The organism is Cellulomonas fimi ATCC 484, assembly GCF_000212695.1.
GTDB classification, from domain to species: Bacteria; Actinomycetota; Actinomycetes; order Actinomycetales; family Cellulomonadaceae; genus Cellulomonas; species Cellulomonas fimi.
This window is the reverse complement of the sequence record NC_015514.1, coordinates 656,834-675,850: the sequence shown is the minus strand read 5'-3', so window position 1 is coordinate 675,850 and position 19,017 is coordinate 656,834. Positions and strand designations below refer to the sequence as shown.

The following is a 19,017-nucleotide window of genomic DNA, read 5'->3' as shown; positions in this document are numbered from 1 at the left end:
GGCGCGGGGTGGTGCAGCGGTGGAGGTCAGGCCTCGGGTCGCAGGGACCAGCGGGCCCCCGTGGGTGAGTCCTCGACGACCACGCCGGCGGCGGTGAGCCGGTCGCGGATCGCGTCGGCGGTGGCGAAGTCGCGCGCGGCACGGGCCGCGGCGCGCGCCTCGACCTGGCCCGCGACGAGGGCGTCGAGCGCCTTCGCGTAGCGCTCGTCCCCGCCACGAGTGGCCCACTGCGGGCTGCCCGGGTCGAGGCCGAGCACGTCGAGCATCGCGCGCAGGCCGACGAGGGTCGCCCGGACGTCGTCGAGCGCGTCGTCCGCGAGCGCCGAGTTGCCCTGCCTGAGCCACTCGTGGACGACGGCCATGGCCTTCGGCACGTTGAGGTCGTCGTCCATCGCGTCCGCGAAGTCCTGGGGAACGGGGGCGGCCGCGACCTCCTCGGCGTCGACGGCGCCCACGCGCTCGGTGGCGCGCTCGACGAACCCGGCGAGCCGGTCCCACGCCGCCTCGGCCTCGCGGAGGGTGTCGTCGGTCCACTCGAGCATCGAGCGGTACTGCACGGTCGTCATCGCGTAGCGGACGACGACGGCCCGGACCTGCTGCAGCACGACGTCGACGAGCAGCCCGTTGCCGAGCGACTTGCTCATCTTGGTGCCGCCCTGCGTGACCCAGCCGTTGTGCAGCCAGTACCGCGCGAACGGGTACCCGGCGGCGTGCGACTGCGCCTGCTCGTTCTCGTGGTGCGGGAACCGCAGGTCGAGGCCGCCGCCGTGGATGTCGAACCCGTCCCCGAGGTAGCGGCGCGCCATGGCGGAGCACTCGAGGTGCCAGCCGGGCCGCCCGCGGCCGTACGGGGTGTCCCACGCCGCCGTCTCCGGCTCGCCGGGCTTCGCGGCCTTCCACAGCGCGAAGTCGCGCGGGTCCTTCTTGACGACGCCGTCGGGGGCTCCGTCGGGCGCGGGCACCATGTCGTCGACACGCTGGTTGGTCAGCGCGCCGTAGTCGGGGAACGAGCGCACGTCGAAGTACACGTCGCCCTCCCCTGCCGCGTACGCGTGCCCGCGCTCGACGAGCCGGGTCATGAGCTCGACCATCGCGGGCACGTGGCCGGTCGCGCGCGGCTCGTAGGTGGGCGGCAGGACGCCGAGCGCGTCGTACGCGGACGTGAACGCACGCTCGTTCGTCATGGCCCACGCCCACCACGGCTCACCCGCGGCGGCCGCCTTCGCGAGGATCTTGTCGTCGATGTCGGTGACGTTGCGGACGAGCGTCACGCGGTGCCCGGTGCGGCGCAGCCAGCGGACCAGGACGTCGAACGCCACGCTCGAGCGGACGTGGCCCACGTGCGGCGGCGCCTGCACGGTCGCGCCGCACAGGTAGATGCCGACCTCGCCCGCCGTCAGGGGGACGAAGTCGCGCACCGTGCGGGTCGCAGTGTCGTACAGGCGCAGGCTCACGCCCGTCATCGTACGGGCAACCACCTGCGCGGATCCGGGTGAGGGCGCTCGCGGCCGGTCAGCCGAAGGTGCGCCCCTCCCCGCGGTAGGTCGGCACCGAGCTCTCGACGCGGTCGCCGCGGACGAGGTGCACGGCGTCGAACCGCTCCATGACCTCCCCCGCCTTGGCGTGCCGGAACCACACCCGGTCGCCGACGCGCAGGTCCGCCCCGGACGACAGGCGCAGCGGCGTCTGCACCTCCCCCGCGCCCTCGCGCCCGCTCAGGGCGAGCCCGCCGGGCCACACGGGGCGCGGCAGGCGTGTGCGGGTCGCAGGCCCGGACGCGACGTACCCGCCGCCGAACGCGGTGGCCCAGCCGGGTGCGGGCACCCGGACGACGTCGAGCCCGAAGTACGCGGCGGGGCGCGGCGTGAACGCGCGGTACCCGTCGAAGAGCGTCGGCACGAAGAGCCCCGACCCCGCGGTGACCTCGGTGACGGTGGGGTCGGACGCGCTCGTCTCGAGCGAGCCGGAGCCGCCGGAGTTGACGAGGTCGAGGGGGTGGCCGACCGCGTCCTGGACGGCCTCGAGGACCGCGCTGCGCCGCACGGCCAGGTCCGCGACCGAGAGCCGCTTCACCGCCCGGACGGCGGCGCTGCTGTCGGGCAGGCCCGCGACCTGCGCCTCGTAGAACATGACGCCCCGCACGTGCAGGCCGCGCCCCTCGACGGCGGCCGCGAGCACGGCGGCGTCCGCAGGCGCGTGCACGGGCGAGCGCCGCACGCCGAGGTGCGCCCGGAAGGGGCCCACGCCCACGCGCAGGGACGCGTCGACGTCGAGGCAGACGCGCAGGGTCGCACCGTGCGCGTCTGCGGCCGTGGCGGCGAGGGCGGCCTGGGCGGTGTCGTCGACCATGAGCGTGACCGCAGCGGCGGCGCGCGGGTCGGCCGCGAGCGCGTCGAGCGCGCCCGTGTCGACCGTCGGGTACCCGACGAGCACGTCCTGCACGCCGAGACCGGCCAGCCACAGCGCCTCGCGCAACGAGTACGCCATGACGCCCGCGAAGCCGGGCCGGGCGAGCACGGCGTCGAGCACGTGCCGGACCCGCACCGACTTCGACGCGACCCGCACGGGCGTTCCCGCGGCGCGGCGCACGAGGTCGGCGGCGTTCGCGTCGAGCGCGTCGAGGTCCACGACGGCGAGCGGCGCGGGCAGGCCGCGCGTGGCGGTGTCCAGCCGGTCGCCGAGGGTGCGGGTCGCGTCGGCGGGCCGGTGCGCGACCGTCGGCCGGTCCGGGGCCGGGGCGCTCACGACGCCGGACCGTCGACAGCGGGGCCCGTCGGCGTCACGGGCGCCGGTCCGGCGGCGGGCTCGAGGGGCCCGGCACGGTCGGGGTCGCGTCGGTGGCCGAACCGCGGGGCGACGACCGCCACGGCCACGACGAGCAGCACGGGCACCACGAACCCGGCGCGCAGCGTCGACCCGGTGCCGATGGCCCCGACGAGCACGCCGCCGAGCACGGCACCGACGTAGTTGAAGACGTTGAGCCGGGCGACGACGGCGTCCGCGTGCCCGGGCGCGAGCGACCCGGCGGCGGAGAAGCACAGCGGTGCGAGGACGCCGAGCCCCGCTCCCGTGAGGGCGAACCCGGCGAGCGCGAGCGGGCTGCCGGGCGCGACGACGACGAGCAGCAGGCCGGCCGCACCGACGAGCGCCCCGACCCGGACGACGACGCCGCGGCCGTACCGGCGCACGAGCGGGTCGCCCACGACGCGGGAGACCAGCGTCGTCGCGAGATAGGCGGCGTACCCGAGCGGGGCGACGCGCGAGGTCGCGTCGAGCACGTCGCCGAGGTAGATGGTCGACCATGTGGAGACGGCCGTGTCGGCGACGTAGTACGCGACGACGCCGAGGCCGAGCAGCAGCACGGGACCCCACGGCACGGCGCCCTGGGCCTCCGGCGCCGCGGCTCCCCCCGCGGGCGTGGTGCCACCGTGCCAGCCCGCCGCGGCGACGAGCGCGGCGGCGACGGCGGCCACGAGGATGCCCGACCACAGCACGACTGCCGCGGGCTCGATCGGCACGCGCCCTGCGGTGACGGACACGAGGACCGCGCCGGCGATCCCGCCGACCGACCAGGCGGCGTAGAACGTCGTGAGCAGCGACCGGCCGTAGACGCGCTGCACGGACACGGCCTGCATGTTGGTCCCGGCGTCGACGAGCCCGAGCCCGACGCCGTACACCGCGAACGACGCCGCGAGCAGCCCGAAACCGGGCGCGACGGAGACGAGGGCGACCGCGACGGCGAGCGTGCACAGCCCTGCCGCGAGCACCCCGCGGCTTCCCGCGGCCCCGCGCGCGACCCGGTCGGCCGCGACGGTGCCGAGCGCGGCCATGACGCACACCCCGAGGACGACGAGCGTGATCTGCCCGTCGTCGATGCCGTACCGGTCCTTGAGCTGCTCGAGGCTCGTCAGCAGCAGCGCGTACACGAACCCCTGCGCCGCGAACCCGGCGGCGGTCGCGGCGCGCGCGCGTCGTGCCACGGCGTCCACGCGCGACGGCGCCGCGGCTGTCGGGCCGGCGCTCACGCGGACGGCTGCTCGCGGAGCGCCACCGGCTCGGCGGGCAGGCCGTGCCGGTCGAGCTCGTCGGGCGCGAGCTCGACGGGGACCGCGAGCTGGGTGAGGTAGCGGCCGAGGCCCTGCAGCCCGCGGCGGGCGGCCTCGGTGTCGCCGTCGACGAGCCACGCGAGCGAGTACCCGTCGACGACCGCGACGATCGCGAGCGCGATGTGCGCGCGGGGCACCGTCCAGCCGATGTGGGCGGTCTTCTCGACGAGCTCGAGCACGTGCTCGGCCGCGGACCACTGGCCGCGGTACTGGTCGATCGCGACCTGGTTCAGCTCGGCGTGCCGCAGCGACGACGTCGTCAGCTCGTACGAGAGCAGCTGCGGTCCGCGCGCCGAGACGATCGTGTCCCACAGCGCGTCGATGACCGTCTCGAGGACGGTGTCGACGGGAACGCCGTCCGGCAGCCCGTCGAGGCTGTTGGCGAGGTTCTGGGTCGTGATGGCGTGGGCCATCGCGCGCAGCAGCTCGTCCTTGTCCTGGAAGCAGTAGTGCACGACGCCCAACGACACGCCCGCCTCGGCGGCGATGGCGCGGACGGTCGCGGCGTCGATTCCGTCGCGGCTGGCGACGGCGAGCGCAGCCTCGATCAGCTGCTCGCGCCTCTCGGCGACGGGCATGCGGTTCATCCCGGGTCCCCTCCCTCGTCCGACGCGTACCCTCACCGGCCCGACCGCCGGTCGTGCGAGGTGCGTCGCCTCCCCACAGCACATCTCAATGGTGCTCGTGACGATAGTCAAGGATGATGCACACTTGACTTGGACAACCGCCCAGGAGGAACGTTCGACACGATGGGACGCGCACCCGCCCCGACGCCCTGGCACAACTGGGCACGCACCGCGCACGCCACTCCGCGCAGCGTGGCACACCCCCGTGACCTGGGCGAGCTGGTCGCGGCCGTGCAGTCCGCCGGCCGCGCGGGACTGCGTGTCCGCGCGGTCGGGGGCGGGCACTCCTTCACCCCCGCGGCGGTCACCGACGGGGTCCAGCTGCGTCTCGACGCGCTCGACACGCTCGAGCGTGTCGCGCCCCGCCCGGACGGCACCGCGCACGTCACGGTGGGCGCCGGCATCCGGCTGCACGCCCTCAACGCGGCCCTCGCCGCGCACGGTCTCGCGATGCGCAACCTCGGCGACATCGACAAGCAGTCGATCGCCGGCGCGATCTCGACCGGCACGCACGGCACCGGTGCACGCCTCGGCGGGCTCGCGACGCAGGTCGTCGGGGCGCGCGTCGTGCTCGCCGACGGCAGCGTCGTGGAGACCTCCCCCACGCGACGCCCCGAGCTGTTCGAGCTCGCGCGGCTCGGGCTCGGCTGCGTCGGGGTCCTCGCCGCGGTGACGCTCGAGGTGGTGCCCGCGTTCCGCCTGGAGGCCCGCGAGGAGCCGTGGCCGCTCGAGCGCGTCGTCGAGCGGCTGGACGGGCCCGACGGGCTGGTCGAGTCCAACGACCACTTCGAGTTCTACTGGTTCCCGCACACCCGGCGGGCGCTCACCAAGCGCAACAACCGCGTGCCCGACGACGACGTGCGCCCCCTGCACCCCGTGCGGTCGTGGATCGACGACGAGCTGCTGTCCAACGCGGTGTTCGCCGTCACCAACCGGATCGCCACGCTCGTCCCGCCCGCCACCCCGGGGATCAACGCCGTGAGCGCACGCGCCCTCGCGCCCCGCTCCTACACCGCCCCGTCCGCGGAGGTGTTCGTCTCGCCGCGCCGCGTGCGGTTCCGGGAGATGGAGTACGCCGTGCCGCGCGAGAGCGTCGTCGACGTCCTGCGCGAGGTCGACGCGTGGATCCGCTCGTCGGGCGAGCGCCTGCCGTTCCCCGTCGAGGTCCGGTTCGCCGCGCAGGACGACCTGTGGCTGTCCACGGCCCACGGCCGGCCCACCGCGTACGTGGCCGTGCACCAGAACGTGCACCTGCCCTACGCGCGCTACTTCCGTGCGGTCGAGGCCATCGCGGCCCAGGTGGGCGGCCGCCCGCACTGGGGCAAGCTCCACTGGCGCGACTCCGCCGCCCTGGAGGGCGTCTACCCGCGGTTCGCGGACGCCCGGCGCGTGCGGGCGCAGGCCGACCCGGGCGGCACGTTCACCAACCCCTATCTCGACCGCGTGCTGGGGCCCGTGCCGGGCGGCGCCCGGGCCCCCCGCGCCGCCTGACGGGACGGCGGCCCGCCCGGCCGCTCGGCGGGCCGGAGCGGTCGGGCCGCGGGCCGGTCGGTGCGTCGGGCCGGTCGGAGTCGGCGCCCGTCACCCGTGCGGGTGAAGCGATGCATACGCCTGCATGGACCCTGGCGGTCGCGACGCTCGGCGGGCACTCTGTGCCGGGTGACTTCTGCGAGCAGGGCCGTGGTCGCCACGGCGTTCGGTGGTCCCGAGGTGCTCCGTACGGTCGAGGTCGCGCCCGGCGACCCCGGCCCGGGGCAGGTGCTCCTCGACGTGCGTGCCGCCGCCGTCAACCCGATCGACTGGAAGATGTACGCGCCCGGGCCGGGCAACGACCCCTCCCGGCTGCCGCTGCGGCTCGGTCTCGAGGTGGCCGGCGTCGTCGCGGCCGTGGGCCCGTCGGTCCGCTGGCTCTCGCCGGGCGACGAGGTCATCGCGTGGCGCGTCCACGGCGGCTACGCGAGCCACCTCGTCGTCTCCGAGCAGGTCACGTGCCGGCGCCCGAGCACCCTCGACTGGCCCGCCGCGTCCGGGCTCCTGCTCGCCGGCACGACCGCGGTGCACACCCTGTCCGCGACCGGCGCCCACGACGGCGACGTCGTCCTCGTGCACGGCGGCTCGGGCGGTGTCGGTCGCATGGCCGTGCAGCTCGCAATCCTGCGCGGTGCCCGCGTGATCGCGACGGGCTCGCCGGACACCCACGACGACCTGCGCGCGCTCGGCGCCGTCCCGGTCGCGCACGGCCCCGGCCTGCTCGAGCGCGTGCGGGACGCGGAGCGCACGACGGGACCCGTCACGGTCGCGATCGACACGGTCGGCAGCGACGAGGCCCTCGACGTGTCGGTCGCCGTCGTGGCCGACCGGCTGCGCGTCGCCACCATCGCCGGCTTCGGACGGGCGGCCGAGCTCGGCGTGCGCGCGCTCGGCGGCGGCCCGGGTGCGGATCCCGGCACGGCCGTGCGGGAGGCGGCTCGGGCGCAGCTCGCCGAGCTGGCGGCCGACGGCTCGCTCGACGTGCGGGTCGCGCGCACCTTCGCGCTCGACGACGCGGCCGACGCGCACCGGCTCAGCCGCGAGGGTCACGCGCGCGGGAAGCTCGTGCTCGTCCCCTGACGGGTCCGCGGCGGCGACGCGCCCGGACGGGCTGCTCGTGCGGCGATGATGCGCCCGGACGGGACGCCCGTGCCGTGATGCACCCGGAGGCGACGCCCGTGCGGCGGAGCGTCAGAACGTGACGGGCGGGGGCGCGTCGTCGGACAGGACGCGCGCGCGGTCGTCGTCGAGGTCGGTCAGCCCCTGCTCGGTCGCGGCGAGCACGTCGGCGGACACCCGGACGCGCAGCCGGACGCGCGGGACGGGGGTACGCACGGGCAGCGCGGACGTCGGCGCCGAGGCGGCACGATGGAGCGCTCCCACGCCCTCGGGCGTGGGTCCCTGGGGCTGGGACCGCTGCGTCACGAACCGGGACCGTAGCAGGGCTGTCGGAGCCCGCGCGACCCGGCCGACGTTCTCCACCCGCTCCCGGGCGTGACGGGACCGCACTTCACCCACCGCCTCGCCCGGCGCCCGCCCGGCATCCCTCTCGGCATCCCCTCGGCGCCCCTGCGCGCCGTCCCCGCGCCGACGCGCCGCCCGCCCGCAGCGTCGCGGGGTCCCTGCGCAGGTCAGGCGCGTGCGGCGCCGCCCTCGATCTCCGCGGCGAGCGCGCGCAGCTCGTCCAGCACGCGCCGCACGACGAGCCGCTCGGCACAGTCGGCGCGCACGAGCGCGTCGATCCGCCGGCCCGCACGCACGTCGGCCAGCGGGACGAGCCGCACCCGCGGGTCGTCGCCGAACGTGTGCCGCGGCAGCAGCGCCACGCCGTGGCCCGCGGCCACGAGGGACGCCGCCACGTGGAAGTCGTTGATCCGGTGGCGCACCCGCGGTGCCTGGCCCGACCCGCGAGCGACCGCTGCGAGCACCGTCGCCACCGGGAAGCCGTCCCGGACCGCGACCCAGTCGACGTCCGCGAGCTCGTCGGGGCGCACCTCGGTGCGCTGCGCGAACGGGTGGTCGTGCGGCACGGCCACGTCGAGCGGCTCGCGCAGCAGCGGCACGACGACGACGCCGTCGCCCGGCGCGGCCCAGGGGCGGCTCGCGTCGGGGCGGTGCGCGACGACGACGTCGACCCGGTCGGTGAGGCCGACGAAGTCGTCCTGCGCGACGTCCTCGTCCGAGCACTCCACGACGACGCCGTCCCACCGCGCGACGCGTGTCAGCAGCCCGGGCAGCAGCAGCTGCGCGCCGCTCTGGAACGCGCTGACCCGCACGACGCCCGTCGGCCGGCTGTGGAGCTCGTCGACGGCCGACCGGGCACGCTCGAGCGCGACGGCGACGTCGACCGCCGCCTCGGCGAGCGCGACGCCGGCGGCCGTGAGCCGCAGCCCGCGGCCGACGCGCTCCGTCAGGGGGACACCCACGGAGCGCTGCAGCGCCGCCAGGTGCTGGGAGACGGCGGACGGGGTGACGTGCAGCGTCGCCGCGGCGGCGGTGACCCCGCCCTGCGTCTGCACGGCACGGAGCACCTCGAGCGAGCGGGCGTCCATGCATCGACGGTAGCCGACCGTTCAGCGCTGCTGCAGCGTCGTGTCACGAGAACTCGATGGTGCTGAACGGTCGGGCGGGGTGATGCTCGCCGCATGCCCACCCGCGACCGCGCCCTCGCCGTCCTCGTCGCCGTCTGCTGGGGCCTGAACTTCCCGGCGATCCACCTGTCGCTCGAGCAGTTCCCGCCCTTCCTCCTCGTCGCGCTGCGCTTCACGCTCCTCGCCGTCCCGACGCTGCTCCTCGTGCGTCGCCCTTCGGCCCCCTGGCGCTGGGTGCTCGCCTACGGTGCGGGCTTCGGCGTCCTGCAGTTCGTCTTCCTCTACCTCGCGATGGACTCGGGCATGCCGACCGGGCTGGCGTCGCTCGTCCTGCAGTCGTCGGCACCGTTCACGGTCGTGCTCGCCGCGCTCCTGCTGCGCGAGCGGGTCAGCGCCCGGCAGGCCGTCGGCGTCGCCGTCGCGGTCGCCGGGCTCGGCGGCATCGCGGTGCACCGCGCCGGTCTCGACGGGGGCGCGACGCTGCTCCCGGTCGTCCTGACCCTGTGCGGCGGGCTCGGGTGGGCGCTCGGCAACCTCGGCAACCGGCAGGCGATGCGCGCCGCACCCGGCGAGGGGTTCCGGCTCATGCTGTGGATGTCGGTCGTACCGCCCGTGCCGATGCTGGTGGCGTCGCTCGTCGTCGAGGGCCCGGACCGCATCGCCGCGTCCGCCGACGGCCTGACCTCCACGCGCGGCCTGCTCGCGATCGGCGGGCTGCTGTTCACGGTGCTGGTCGCCACGCTGCTGGGGTCGGGCATCTGGTCGACGCTCATGGGCCGCCACCCGTCGAGCACCGTCGCACCGTTCTCGATGCTCGTGCCCGTCGTCGGCGTGACGTCGTCGTGGCTGCTGCTGCGGGAGCCGACCGCGGGCGTCGAGCTGCTGTGGGGGGCCGTCGTCGTCGCGGGCGTGCTGCTCGGCAGCACACGTGCCGTGCCGACGTGGTGGCCCCGTCGCCGACCAGCCCCCGACGACTGCCCTCAGCCCTCCACGGCGACGACGAGCGCCGTCGCGACCGCGGCCACACCCTCGCCCCGGCCCGTGAGCCCGAGCCCGTCCGACGTCGTCGCGGACAGCGTCACCGGCGCCCCCGCAGCCGACGACAGCGCGGCCTCCGCCTCCGCGCGGCGCTGACCGAGCCGGGGCCGGTTGCCGATCACCTGCACCGCGACGTTGCCCACCGCGAACCCGGCGGCGCGCACGCGCCGGGCAGCCTCGGCGAGCAGCGCCGTCCCCGCCGCGCCCTTCCACTGCGGCTCGGCCGTGCCGAAGTTCGAGCCCAGGTCGCCGAGCCCGGACGCCGACAGCAGCGCGTCCGCGGCGGCGTGCGCGGCCACGTCGGCGTCGGAGTGGCCCGCGAGCGGGCGCTCCCCCGGCCAGGACAGGCCCGCGAGGTGCAGCACGGCGTCCGGCGCCGGGTCGGGGTCGTAGGCGTGCACGTCGACGCCGATCCCCGTGCGGGGCAGGGCGGGGGTCACAGGGCCTCCAGAGGGGCGGTGCGCGCGTCGCGGAGCAGCAGCTCGGCGACGGCCAGGTCGCGGGCGGTCGTGATCTTCGCGGCGTCCTCGTGACCCTCGACGACGCCGACGGGCTCGCCGAGCAGCTCGACGAGCCCGGCGTCGTCGGACGCGGCCAGCGCCTCGTCGTGCGCGACGCCGGCCCCGTGCGCGTGGGCGCGCAGAAGCGTCGCGAGATCGAACCCCTGCGGCGTCTGGACGGCCCGCAGGTCGGCGCGCGGAACCGTCCGCAGCACGGGCTGGACGACCGGGCCGTCCCCGAGGCCGGCGGCACCGACCTGCTTGACCGTGTCGGTCACCGGCAGGCCGGGCACGACCGCGACGTGCCCCGCGCGCACCGCCTCGACGACGCGGGCCACGAGCGCGGGCGGGACGAGGGGCCGGGCCGCGTCGTGCACGAGCACGACGTCGACGCCCTCGCGCGCTGCGAGGACCTCGAGCGCCGCGGCCACGGAGGCCTGGCGGGTCGCTCCCCCACGCACGACGACCACGTCGCCGCCGAGGTGCCCCAGCAGGGCACGCACGGCGTCGACGTGGTCGGCGGGTGCGGTGACGACGAGCGTCGTGACGCGGTCGTCGTCGGTGGTGGTGCGCGCCTCGAGCAGGCGGCGAGCGGCGTGCAGGAGCAGCGGCTCTCCGCCGAGCGGGACGAGGGCCTTCGGCAGCCGGTGGCCGAGCCGTGCACCGCTGCCGGCAGCGGTCAGGACGGCGGCGACGCTCACCGGCGTGCGTGGGCGGGGTAGGGGCGGGTGGTCAGGAGGCGAGGACCTCGTCGAGGATCGCCTCGGCCTTCTCCTCCTCGGTGTGCTCGGCGAGCGCGAGCTCCGAGACGAGGATCTGGCGGGCCTTGGCGAGCATGCGCTTCTCGCCCGCGGACAGGCCGCGGTCGGCGTCGCGACGGGACAGGTCCCGCACGACCTCGGCGACCTTGATGACGTCGCCCGAGGCGAGCTTCTCGAGGTTGGCCTTGTAGCGGCGCGACCAGTTGGTCGGCTCCTCCGTGTACGGGGCGCGCAGCACCTCGAACACGCGGTCGAGGCCCTCCTGGCCCACGACGTCACGCACACCCACGAGATCGACGTTCTCGGCGGGCACCTCGATGGTCAGGTCGCCCTGTGCGACCTTGAGCTTGAGGTAGATCTTGTCCTCTCCGCGGATGGTCCTGGTCTTGATCTCCTCGATCAACGCTGCACCGTGGTGCGGGTAGACAACGGTCTCCCCAACAGTGAAAGTCATCTGCAGGCGTCCCCTTTCGCAGACGTGTATCTTATCACGCCCGATTTGGCAGCCGGCCCGGCTGAGATCTGCATCACCGCAGGTCAGAGCGGTGACGCGCGGCACCGGTGTCCGGCGGCGCGGGCCGCGGGCGGGACCTCGGACCCCCATGGGCGAGGTACCCGCGGGTAGGTTCCACCCGGGCAGGACGCGCCCGCGCAGGGGCCGGCGCACGGGTGCGGGCGGCTAGGCTTGCGGTGCGGTCGCGCTCGGTCCCTCGAGGCGGCCGTCGACCTGACCGGACCCCCGCCACAGGGGCCCCCACGCCCCGAGGAGTCATCGTGACCTCGCCCCGCACCCGCTCCCCCCGCCTGCTCGCGCTCACCGGCGTCGTCGCCGCCGGGCTCCTCCTGTCGGGGTGCTCGGCCACCAACCCCCTGACGACCCAGGACGAGTACTCCGCGTCGGACGGCGTGCGGGTCACGCTGGGCGACGTCCGCGCCAGCAACCTGCTCGTGCTGTCCGCGGCCGAGGGCGAGATCGGCGTGCTGCACGGCGCGCTCATCAACGACGGGGATCAGGACGAGACCGTCACGCTGACGTTCGAGGGCGCCGAGCCGACGACCGTCGAGCTGCCCGGCGGCGCCACCGTCCTGCTCGACGGCAGCGACGACGAGGGGCACGCCGACGTGCCGGTCGACGCGGTCGCGGCGCCGCCCGGCGGGACCGTGCCGCTGACGGTCGCGACGGCGTCGTCCGGCGCGCAGACGCTCGAGGTCCCCGTGCTCGACGGGACGCTGCCGGAGTACGCGGGCGCGCTCCCGACCGCGACGCCGACGCCCACGCCCGAGCCCACGCCGGCGGTCACCGAGGCCGTGCCCGGCGCGGAGCCGACCCCCTCGCCCACCGCCGAGGGCTGACCCACCCCCGGGCACGGCGCCCGGCTGCACGTGGGCACCCTCGCACGAGACACGACGACGGGCCCGGCCGCTGCGGCCGGGCCCGTCGTCGTCCCTCGTCCTGGTCGCGCCGCCTCGTCGTCGCACGTCGGGCGGACGGCGTGCCCGAGCCCGCACCGGCGGGACCGGGCGGGGCGCGCCCGGGTCAGCCGAAGCGGCCGGAGATGTAGTCCTCGGTGGACTGCTCGCGCGGTGAGGAGAAGATCGTCGACGTGTCGTCGATCTCGATGAGGCGGCCCGGCTGGCCCGTGCCCGCGAGGTTGAAGAACGCCGTGCGGTCCGAGACGCGCGCGGCCTGCTGCATGTTGTGCGTGACGATGACGATCGTGTAGCTCGCCTTGAGCTCCGCGATGAGGTCCTCGATCGCGAGGGTCGAGATCGGGTCGAGCGCGGAGCACGGCTCGTCCATGAGGAGCACCTGCGGCTTCACGGCGATGGCGCGCGCGATGCACAGGCGCTGCTGCTGACCGCCGGACAGGCCCGAGCCGGGACGGTCGAGGCGGTCCTTGACCTCGTTCCACAGGTTCGCGCCGCGCAGCGAGGACTCGACGAGGTCCTGCGCGTCGCCCTTGGAGATGCGGCGGTTGTTGAGCCGCACGCCCGCCAGGACGTTCTCCGCGATCGACATCGTCGGGAACGGGTTCGGCCGCTGGAACACCATGCCGACCTGGCGGCGGACCGCGACGGGGTCGATGTCGCTGCCGTAGAGGTCGACGCCGTCCATCGCCACCGAGCCCTCGACGCGCGCGCCCGGGATGACCTCGTGCATGCGGTTGAGCGTCCGCAGGAACGTCGACTTGCCGCAGCCCGAGGGGCCGATGAAGGCCGTCACGGAGCGCGGCTCGACCGCCATCTCGATGTCGGCGACGGCGCGGAAGTCGCCGTAGTAGATGTTGAGGTCCTTGACGTCGATGCGCTGAGACATGGGGGGTCCTTAGCCGAGGTTCTTGGGGGCGAAGAAGCGGGTGATGAGGCGCGCGGCCAGGTTGAGCAGCATGACGACGAGGATCAGCGTCAGCGCGGCGGCCCAGGCCCGGTCGTAGTTGATGGTCGCGATGCAGTCCACGGCGTCCGGCGAGCACGGCACGAGGCCCTGCTGGTACTGGCGGTACACGTAGACGGGCAGCGTCATCATGCGGCCCTCGAACAGGTTGAAGTTGATCGAGTCGATGACCCCGACCGTGACGAGCAGCGGTGCCGTCTCGCCGATGACGCGGGCGATCGCGATCATCACGCCCGTGCCGATGCCGGCCACCGCGGTGCGGAGCACGACCTTGACGATCGTGAGCCAGCGCGGCACGCCCAGGGCGAGCGCGGCCTCGCGCAGCTCGTTCGGGACGAGCCGCAGCATCTCCTCGCAGGACCGCACGACCACCGGGATCATGAGCACCGACAGCGCGACCGAGCCGACGACGCCCATCCGGATGCCCGGCCCGAGGATCACGGCGAACAGCGCGTACGCGAACAGACCGGCGACGATCGACGGGATGCCCGTCATCACGTCGACGAAGAACGTCACCGCCCGGGCGAGGGCCCCCCTGCCGTACTCGACCAGGTAGATGGCGGTCAGCAGGCCGATCGGCACCGAGATCAGCGTCGCGAAGAGCGTGATCTCGACCGTCCCGACGATCGCGTGGTAGATGCCGCCCGCGTCCATGCCGCCGAAGACGCCGCGCATGGAGTGCGTGAGGAAGTACGCGTCGAACCGCTCGATCCCGTTCGCCAGGACCGTCCACGTGACGGAGACGAGCGGCAGCATCGCGACGACGAACGCGCCCACGACGAGGCCCGTCATGGTGCGGTCGCGGCGGCGGCGGCCCTTGTCGACGGTCGACAGCACCCGGCGCAGGTCGTCCGAGGACGACGGGGCGACCGGGGCGGTGGCGGCGGTCATCAGTTGGCTCCCGAGAAGTCCTTGCGGCGCGCGACGATCGCGCGCGCGGCCATGTTGACGAGCAGCGTGATGACGAACAGCGCGAGGCCCGTCGCGATGAGCGTCGAGACGCCGAGCGGGTTCGCCTCGGGGAACTGCGCGGCGATGTTGGCCGCGATCGTCTGCTGCTTGCCCGCGGCGAGCAGCTGGAAGCTGTAGAGGAACCCGGGCGACAGGATCATCAGGACGGCCATCGTCTCGCCCAGCGCGCGGCCGAGGCCGAGCATCGCCGCGGAGACGATGCCGGAGCGCGCGAAGGGCAGGACGGCCGTGCGGATCATCTCCCAGCGGGTCGCGCCGAGGGCCAGCGCCGCCTCCTCGTGCAGGCGCGGCGTCTGCAGGAACACCTCGCGGGTGACGGCCGTGATGATCGGCAGCAGCATGACCGCGAGGACCAGGCCCACCGTGAGGATCACGCGCGCCGTCGGCGAGACCTCGCCGCCGAACAGCGGGATCCAGCCGAGGTACGTGTTGAGCCAGCCCCACACCGGCTGCACGAGCGGCGCGAGCACCAGCGCGCCCCACAGGCCGTAGACGACCGACGGGATCGCGGCGAGCAGGTCGACGAGGTAGCCGAGGCCCGACGCGAGCCGGCGCGGCGCGTAGTGCGAGATGAACAGCGCGATGCCGAGCGCGACGGGCGTCGCGAGGACGAGCGCGAGGGCCGCGGCGAGGACCGTGCCGAAGACGAGGGGCCCGACGAACTCGATCAGCGAGTCCGCGCCGTGCAGCCAGGAGATCTTCTCGGTCAGCTCGGCGGCCGGCGTCGTCATGGCGGGCCAGGCCCGCAGCACGAGGAAGACCGCGACGGCGGCGAGGACGAGCAGGATGAGCGCGCCCGCGCCGGTCGCGGCCCACCGGAACAACCGGCTCGCACCACGGTCACGGACCTTCGCGCGGCGACGCGGGCTGAGGGCGGCGCGCGGCGACGCGCCGTCGCTGCGTCGGCCCGCCGTCGGGGGGCTGGTCGTACTGGTCACGGTTCTCCTGGAGCTCGGTGTGCCGGTCGCGGGGGCCCGTCGGTCCCCGCGCGTGCGAAAGAGCCGGTGACCGACCCGCATCCCCCCGGTGCGGGCCGGTCACCGGCGTGCCGTCACGCGGCGGCGATCGCCTCGACCGCGGCCTGCGCGTCGGCGGCCAGCGCCTCGGACAGCGGGGCGGAGCCCGCGGCCTCGGCGGCAGCAGCCTGGCCGTCCTCGCTCACGACGTAGCCGAGGAAGCCCTTGACCAGGTCGGCGGTCGCGGCGTCCTCGTACTGGAGGCACGCCACGGCGTAGGAGACGAGGAACAGCGGGTAGGCGCCCGACTCGGTCGTCTCGCGGTCGATGTCGATCACGATGTCGTGCTCGGTGCGGCCCTCGGCACGCGGCGACGCGTCGAGCGCGACGGCCACGGCCTCGGCGGACGGGGCGACCCACTCCTCGCCGACCTTGATCGACGCCTTGCCGAGCGAGCCGGCGGCCGACTCGTCGGCGTAGGTGATGGTGCCGTTGCCGCCCTGGACCGTCTGGATGACGCCGGACGTGCCCTGCGCGGACTCGCCGCCCTCGATCGGCCAGTTGCCGTCGGCCTCGTGGGCCCACGCGCCGCCGGACGCCTTGCCGAGCCAGTCGGTGAAGTTCTTCGTCGTGCCCGACTCGTCGGAGCGGTGCACGGGCGTGATCGCGACCGCCGGGAGCGTCGCGTCGGGGTTCTCGGCGGCGATCTCCGGGGCGTCCCAGCTGGTGATGGTGCCCTCGAAGATGCCCGCGATGGTCGTCGCCGACAGGTTGAGCTCGGTGACGCCCTCGAGGTTGAAGACGACCGCGATCGGGCTCACGTAGACCGGGATGTCGATCGCGTCGGCCGAGCAGGTCTGCTGCGCCGTGGCGAGCTCCTCCTCGTCGAGCGCCGAGTCCGTGCCCGCGAACTGCACGGCGCCGTCGAGGAACTGCGTGCGACCGCCGCCGGAGCCGACCGGGTCGTAGTTGACCGTCACGTCGGGGTTGCCGCTCTGGAAGCCGGCGCGCCACGCGTCCATGGCCTTCTCCTGCGAGGAGGCGCCGGCGCCGTTGAGCTCGCCGGAGAGCGTGCTCACGCTCTCGTCCGACCCGGGGGTCGTGTCGCCGGAGCCGGTCGGGTCGTCCGATCCGCACGCCGCGAGGGCGAGGGCGAGGGCGCCGGTGAGAGCGACCGCCCCGGCGCGGCGGTGGAGGGAGAGCTTCACAGTGTCCGTCCTGTCGTTCGTGCGCGCACCGGGGTGTGCGCGGCGTGGCCGACGGTAGGAAGCCGACGTGACCTGCCGGACGGCGCTGGGTGAACCAGGGGTGAACGGTTCCCGTCGACATGCACGTGCCCGCGCGTGACGCCGACGCCCGCCCCCGCGTCCGGACGAACCGGGCGCCGTGGGCGGGCGTCTGGGCCGCGGTACCCGCGGTCGGCCTGCGCTGCGCTGCGCTCCGGCTCAGGCCTCCTCGAGCTTGTAGCCCAGGCCGCGGACCGTCAGCAGGAGGGTCGGGTTGGCCGGGTCGGCCTCGATCTTGGCGCGGACGCGCTTGACGTGGACGTCGAGGGTCTTGGTGTCGCCGACGTAGTCGGAGCCCCAGATCCGGTCGATGAGCTGGCCGCGGGTCAGGACGCGTCCCGCGTTGCGCAGCAGCATCTCCAGCAGGTCGAACTCCTTGAGCGGGAATGCGACGAGCTCGCCGCGGACCTTGACGGTGTGCCGGTCGACGTCCATCTCGACCGGACCGCTCACGAGCAGCCCGTCCTCCTCGTCGAGCACCGGGGCCGGAGCGCCCGCCCCCGCCACGACGGCCGCCTCCCGGCGGCGCAGCACCGCGCGCATCCGGGCCAGCAGCTCGCGCGACGAGTACGGCTTGGTCACGTAGTCGTCCGCGCCGAGCTCCAGGCCGACGACCTTGTCGATCTCGTCGTCCTTCGCGGTGAGCATGATGACGGGCACGTCGCTCGTCAGCCGCAGCCGTCGGCACACCTCGGTCCCGGGCAGGCCCGGGAGCATGAGGTCGAGCAGGACCAGGTCCGCGCCGTGCTCCTCGAACAGCTCGATCGCCTGCAGCCCGTCCGCGGCGGCGACGACCTCGTACCCCTCGCGCTCGAGCTGGTACGTGAGCGGCTCCCGGTAGGACTCCTCGTCCTCGACGAGCAGGATGCGGGTCATGAGGCGGTCCGCCGCACGGTGGTGTCTCCCAGGATCGTGGTGGGGGTCGAGGTGGGGCTCGGCGCGTCGGCCGGCGCGCGCGTGAGGTCGACGACGGCGCCGTCGGCGGGGTCGTCGTCGGCCGGGGCCGTGCCGACGTCGGCACGGGGCAGCCGGATGGTGAACGTCGAGCCGCGGCCCGGCTGGGACCACACGGTCACGTCGCCGCCGTGGTCGGCCGCGACGTGCTTGACGATCGACAGCCCGAGGCCCGTGCCGCCCGTCGCCCGCGAGCGCGCCGGGTCCACGCGGTAGAACCGCTCGAACACGCGGTCCTGCTCGTCCGCGGGGATGCCGATCCCCTCGTCGACGACCGCGATCTCCACGAGGTCGCCCGCCTCGCGGACGCCGACGCCGACGTGCGCGGCCTCGCCCGAGTACGCCACGGCGTTGTCCACGAGGTTGCGGACCGCCGTGACGAGCAGGTCGTGCTGGCCCAGCACGCGCGTGCCGCGCACGCCGCCGATGTCGAGCCGCACCGACTTCGCGTCCGCGGTCGTGCGCGCCCGGTCGACGGCCTCGGTCAGGACGGCGTCGACGTCGACGACCGCGAGCTGGCCGACCGCGTCCGCGACCTGCAGGCGAGACAGCTCGATGATCTCGTGCACGAGCGCGGACAGCCGGCTCGCCTCCGCCTGCATGCGCTCGGTGAACCGGCGGACCGCGTCCGGGTCGTCGGCCGCGTCGTGCACCGTCTCGGCGAGCAGCTGCAGCGCACCGACGGGGGTCTTGAGCTCGTGCGACACGTTCACGACGAAGTCACGCCGCATCGACTCGATCCGGCGGGCCTGCGTCAGGTCCTCCGCGAGGACGAGGACGTGCTGCGGCGTGACCTGGGCGACCCGTACCTGCACCATGAGCAGCCCGGGACCGAGCGGGCCGCGCGGGACCTCGAGCTCCTCGTCGAGGATGACGCCGTCTCGCCGGACCGCGGCGACCATGTCGCGGATCGCGGGCGGCACGATGCGGCCGTCCCGCACCAGGCCGAGCGCGTGCGCGGGGGCGCTCGCCCGGACGACCACGTCGTCGTCACCCAGCACGATCGCCGCCGAGCGCAGCACCGCGAGCGCGCGGACCAGGCCGTCGTCGAGCTCCGGCTCCGCGGAGGGCTCCGTCTGCCTCTGCGCGCGCTCGCTCACCCGGAACGCCAGCGTCGCCCCGATCCCGGTGAGCAGTCCGAGGGCACCGGCGAGCAGCAGCGCGAAGCCGTCGAACCCGTCCACGGGCCCAGCGTAGGCCGGTCCGGCTCGACCGTAGGACCGCGCGCGGGCGGCACGCCCGGACCGTCGACGAGCGTTCACGCACCGGCCCGCGCGCGTTCACCTCCGGTGCCGCGGGCCG

The 19,017-nt window shown here is 75.0% G+C and carries 18 protein-coding genes and 1 pseudogene; 4 read left to right on the top strand and 15 right to left on the bottom strand.

The window, feature by feature from the left end; all coding sequences use genetic code 11:
• Nucleotides 1-26 precede the first annotated feature (26 nt).
• The 4 genes from cysS to CELF_RS03005 are packed head-to-tail and all read right to left on the bottom strand — an operon-like array spanning nt 27 to nt 4,693.
• Complete coding sequence (cysS, locus tag CELF_RS03020) at nt 27-1,454, bottom strand: cysteine--tRNA ligase (RefSeq protein WP_041553320.1); 1,428 nt, start codon at nt 1,452-1,454, stop codon at nt 27-29.
• A gap of 58 nt (nt 1,455-1,512) precedes the next feature.
• Nucleotides 1,513-2,745 (bottom strand): alanine racemase, encoded by a 1,233-nt coding sequence (locus CELF_RS03015; protein WP_013769775.1) that lies wholly within the window; start codon nt 2,743-2,745, stop codon nt 1,513-1,515.
• Nucleotides 2,742-4,025, bottom strand: a complete 1,284-nt coding sequence (locus CELF_RS03010) for an MFS transporter (RefSeq protein ID WP_013769774.1) — start codon at nt 4,023-4,025, stop codon at nt 2,742-2,744. Before CELF_RS03010 ends, CELF_RS03015 begins: the two co-directional genes overlap by 4 nt.
• A complete protein-coding gene (locus tag CELF_RS03005) occupies nt 4,022-4,693 on the bottom strand; it encodes a TetR/AcrR family transcriptional regulator (protein ID WP_013769773.1) in 672 nt (223 codons plus the stop codon). The genes CELF_RS03010 and CELF_RS03005 overlap by 4 nt, the downstream gene beginning before the upstream one ends.
• A 162-nt stretch (nt 4,694-4,855) precedes the next feature.
• Between CELF_RS03005 and CELF_RS03000 the strand changes: the two genes are divergently transcribed.
• Together CELF_RS03000 and CELF_RS02995 are read left to right on the top strand one after the other, a co-directional pair.
• Entirely contained in the window at nt 4,856-6,223 is a 1,368-nt protein-coding gene (locus CELF_RS03000) for a D-arabinono-1,4-lactone oxidase (RefSeq protein WP_013769772.1), read from the top strand.
• A 168-nt stretch (nt 6,224-6,391) separates the two neighbouring features.
• Nucleotides 6,392-7,342, top strand: a complete 951-nt coding sequence (locus tag CELF_RS02995; protein ID WP_049791422.1) for a quinone oxidoreductase family protein — start codon at nt 6,392-6,394, stop codon at nt 7,340-7,342.
• 111 nt (nt 7,343-7,453) lie between these two features.
• Here the strand turns inward: CELF_RS02995 and CELF_RS02990 are convergent, their stop codons facing one another.
• The gene (locus CELF_RS02990) at nt 7,454-7,687 is read right to left on the bottom strand and encodes a hypothetical protein (RefSeq protein WP_126297656.1); all 234 of its coding nucleotides are present in this window, start codon (nt 7,685-7,687) and stop codon (nt 7,454-7,456) included.
• Nucleotides 7,688-7,893: 206 nt separating this feature from the next.
• On the bottom strand, nt 7,894-8,814 hold the full coding sequence (locus CELF_RS02985; protein WP_013769769.1) for a LysR family transcriptional regulator: 921 nt from the start codon (nt 8,812-8,814) through the stop codon (nt 7,894-7,896).
• Nucleotides 8,815-8,907: 93 nt separating this feature from the next.
• Between CELF_RS02985 and CELF_RS02980 the strand changes: the two genes are divergently transcribed.
• Nucleotides 8,908-9,987: an EamA family transporter gene (locus CELF_RS02980; protein WP_013769768.1), complete on the top strand. Its 1,080-nt coding sequence runs from the start codon at nt 8,908-8,910 to the stop codon at nt 9,985-9,987.
• Here CELF_RS02980 and CELF_RS19865 read toward each other — a convergent pair.
• The 3 genes and pseudogenes from CELF_RS19865 to CELF_RS02970 form a co-directional block, all read right to left on the bottom strand.
• Nucleotides 9,909-10,256: pseudogene (locus CELF_RS19865) on the bottom strand (2-C-methyl-D-erythritol 2,4-cyclodiphosphate synthase); the annotation flags it as partial. The gene CELF_RS02980 and the pseudogene CELF_RS19865 sit on opposite strands and share 79 nt — an antisense overlap.
• 71 nt (nt 10,257-10,327) lie before the next feature.
• Complete coding sequence (ispD, locus tag CELF_RS02975) at nt 10,328-11,092, bottom strand: 2-C-methyl-D-erythritol 4-phosphate cytidylyltransferase (RefSeq protein WP_013769766.1); 765 nt, start codon at nt 11,090-11,092, stop codon at nt 10,328-10,330.
• 31 nt (nt 11,093-11,123) lie between these two features.
• Nucleotides 11,124-11,606 (bottom strand): CarD family transcriptional regulator, encoded by a 483-nt coding sequence (locus CELF_RS02970; RefSeq protein WP_013769765.1) that lies wholly within the window; start codon nt 11,604-11,606, stop codon nt 11,124-11,126.
• Nucleotides 11,607-11,926: 320 nt separating this feature from the next.
• Between CELF_RS02970 and CELF_RS02965 the strand changes: the two genes are divergently transcribed.
• The gene (locus tag CELF_RS02965) at nt 11,927-12,505 is read left to right on the top strand and encodes a hypothetical protein (protein ID WP_013769764.1); all 579 of its coding nucleotides are present in this window, start codon (nt 11,927-11,929) and stop codon (nt 12,503-12,505) included.
• A 184-nt stretch (nt 12,506-12,689) separates the two neighbouring features.
• Here the strand turns inward: CELF_RS02965 and pstB are convergent, their stop codons facing one another.
• The 6 genes from pstB to CELF_RS02935 form a co-directional block, all read right to left on the bottom strand.
• On the bottom strand, nt 12,690-13,469 hold the full coding sequence (gene pstB, locus CELF_RS02960; protein ID WP_013769763.1) for a phosphate ABC transporter ATP-binding protein PstB: 780 nt from the start codon (nt 13,467-13,469) through the stop codon (nt 12,690-12,692).
• Nucleotides 13,470-13,478: 9 nt separating this feature from the next.
• A complete protein-coding gene (pstA, locus tag CELF_RS02955) occupies nt 13,479-14,438 on the bottom strand; it encodes a phosphate ABC transporter permease PstA (RefSeq protein WP_013769762.1) in 960 nt (319 codons plus the stop codon).
• The gene (pstC, locus tag CELF_RS02950; RefSeq protein ID WP_013769761.1) at nt 14,438-15,457 is read right to left on the bottom strand and encodes a phosphate ABC transporter permease subunit PstC; all 1,020 of its coding nucleotides are present in this window, start codon (nt 15,455-15,457) and stop codon (nt 14,438-14,440) included. The genes pstA and pstC overlap by 1 nt, the downstream gene beginning before the upstream one ends.
• A 113-nt stretch (nt 15,458-15,570) precedes the next feature.
• On the bottom strand, nt 15,571-16,683 hold the full coding sequence (gene pstS, locus CELF_RS02945) for a phosphate ABC transporter substrate-binding protein PstS (RefSeq protein WP_013769760.1): 1,113 nt from the start codon (nt 16,681-16,683) through the stop codon (nt 15,571-15,573).
• A 237-nt stretch (nt 16,684-16,920) separates the two neighbouring features.
• On the bottom strand, nt 16,921-17,637 hold the full coding sequence (locus CELF_RS02940; RefSeq protein WP_013769759.1) for a response regulator transcription factor: 717 nt from the start codon (nt 17,635-17,637) through the stop codon (nt 16,921-16,923).
• Complete coding sequence (locus tag CELF_RS02935; RefSeq protein WP_013769758.1) at nt 17,634-18,899, bottom strand: sensor histidine kinase; 1,266 nt, start codon at nt 18,897-18,899, stop codon at nt 17,634-17,636. Before CELF_RS02935 ends, CELF_RS02940 begins: the two co-directional genes overlap by 4 nt.
• Between the last annotated feature and the right edge of the window lie 118 nt (nt 18,900-19,017).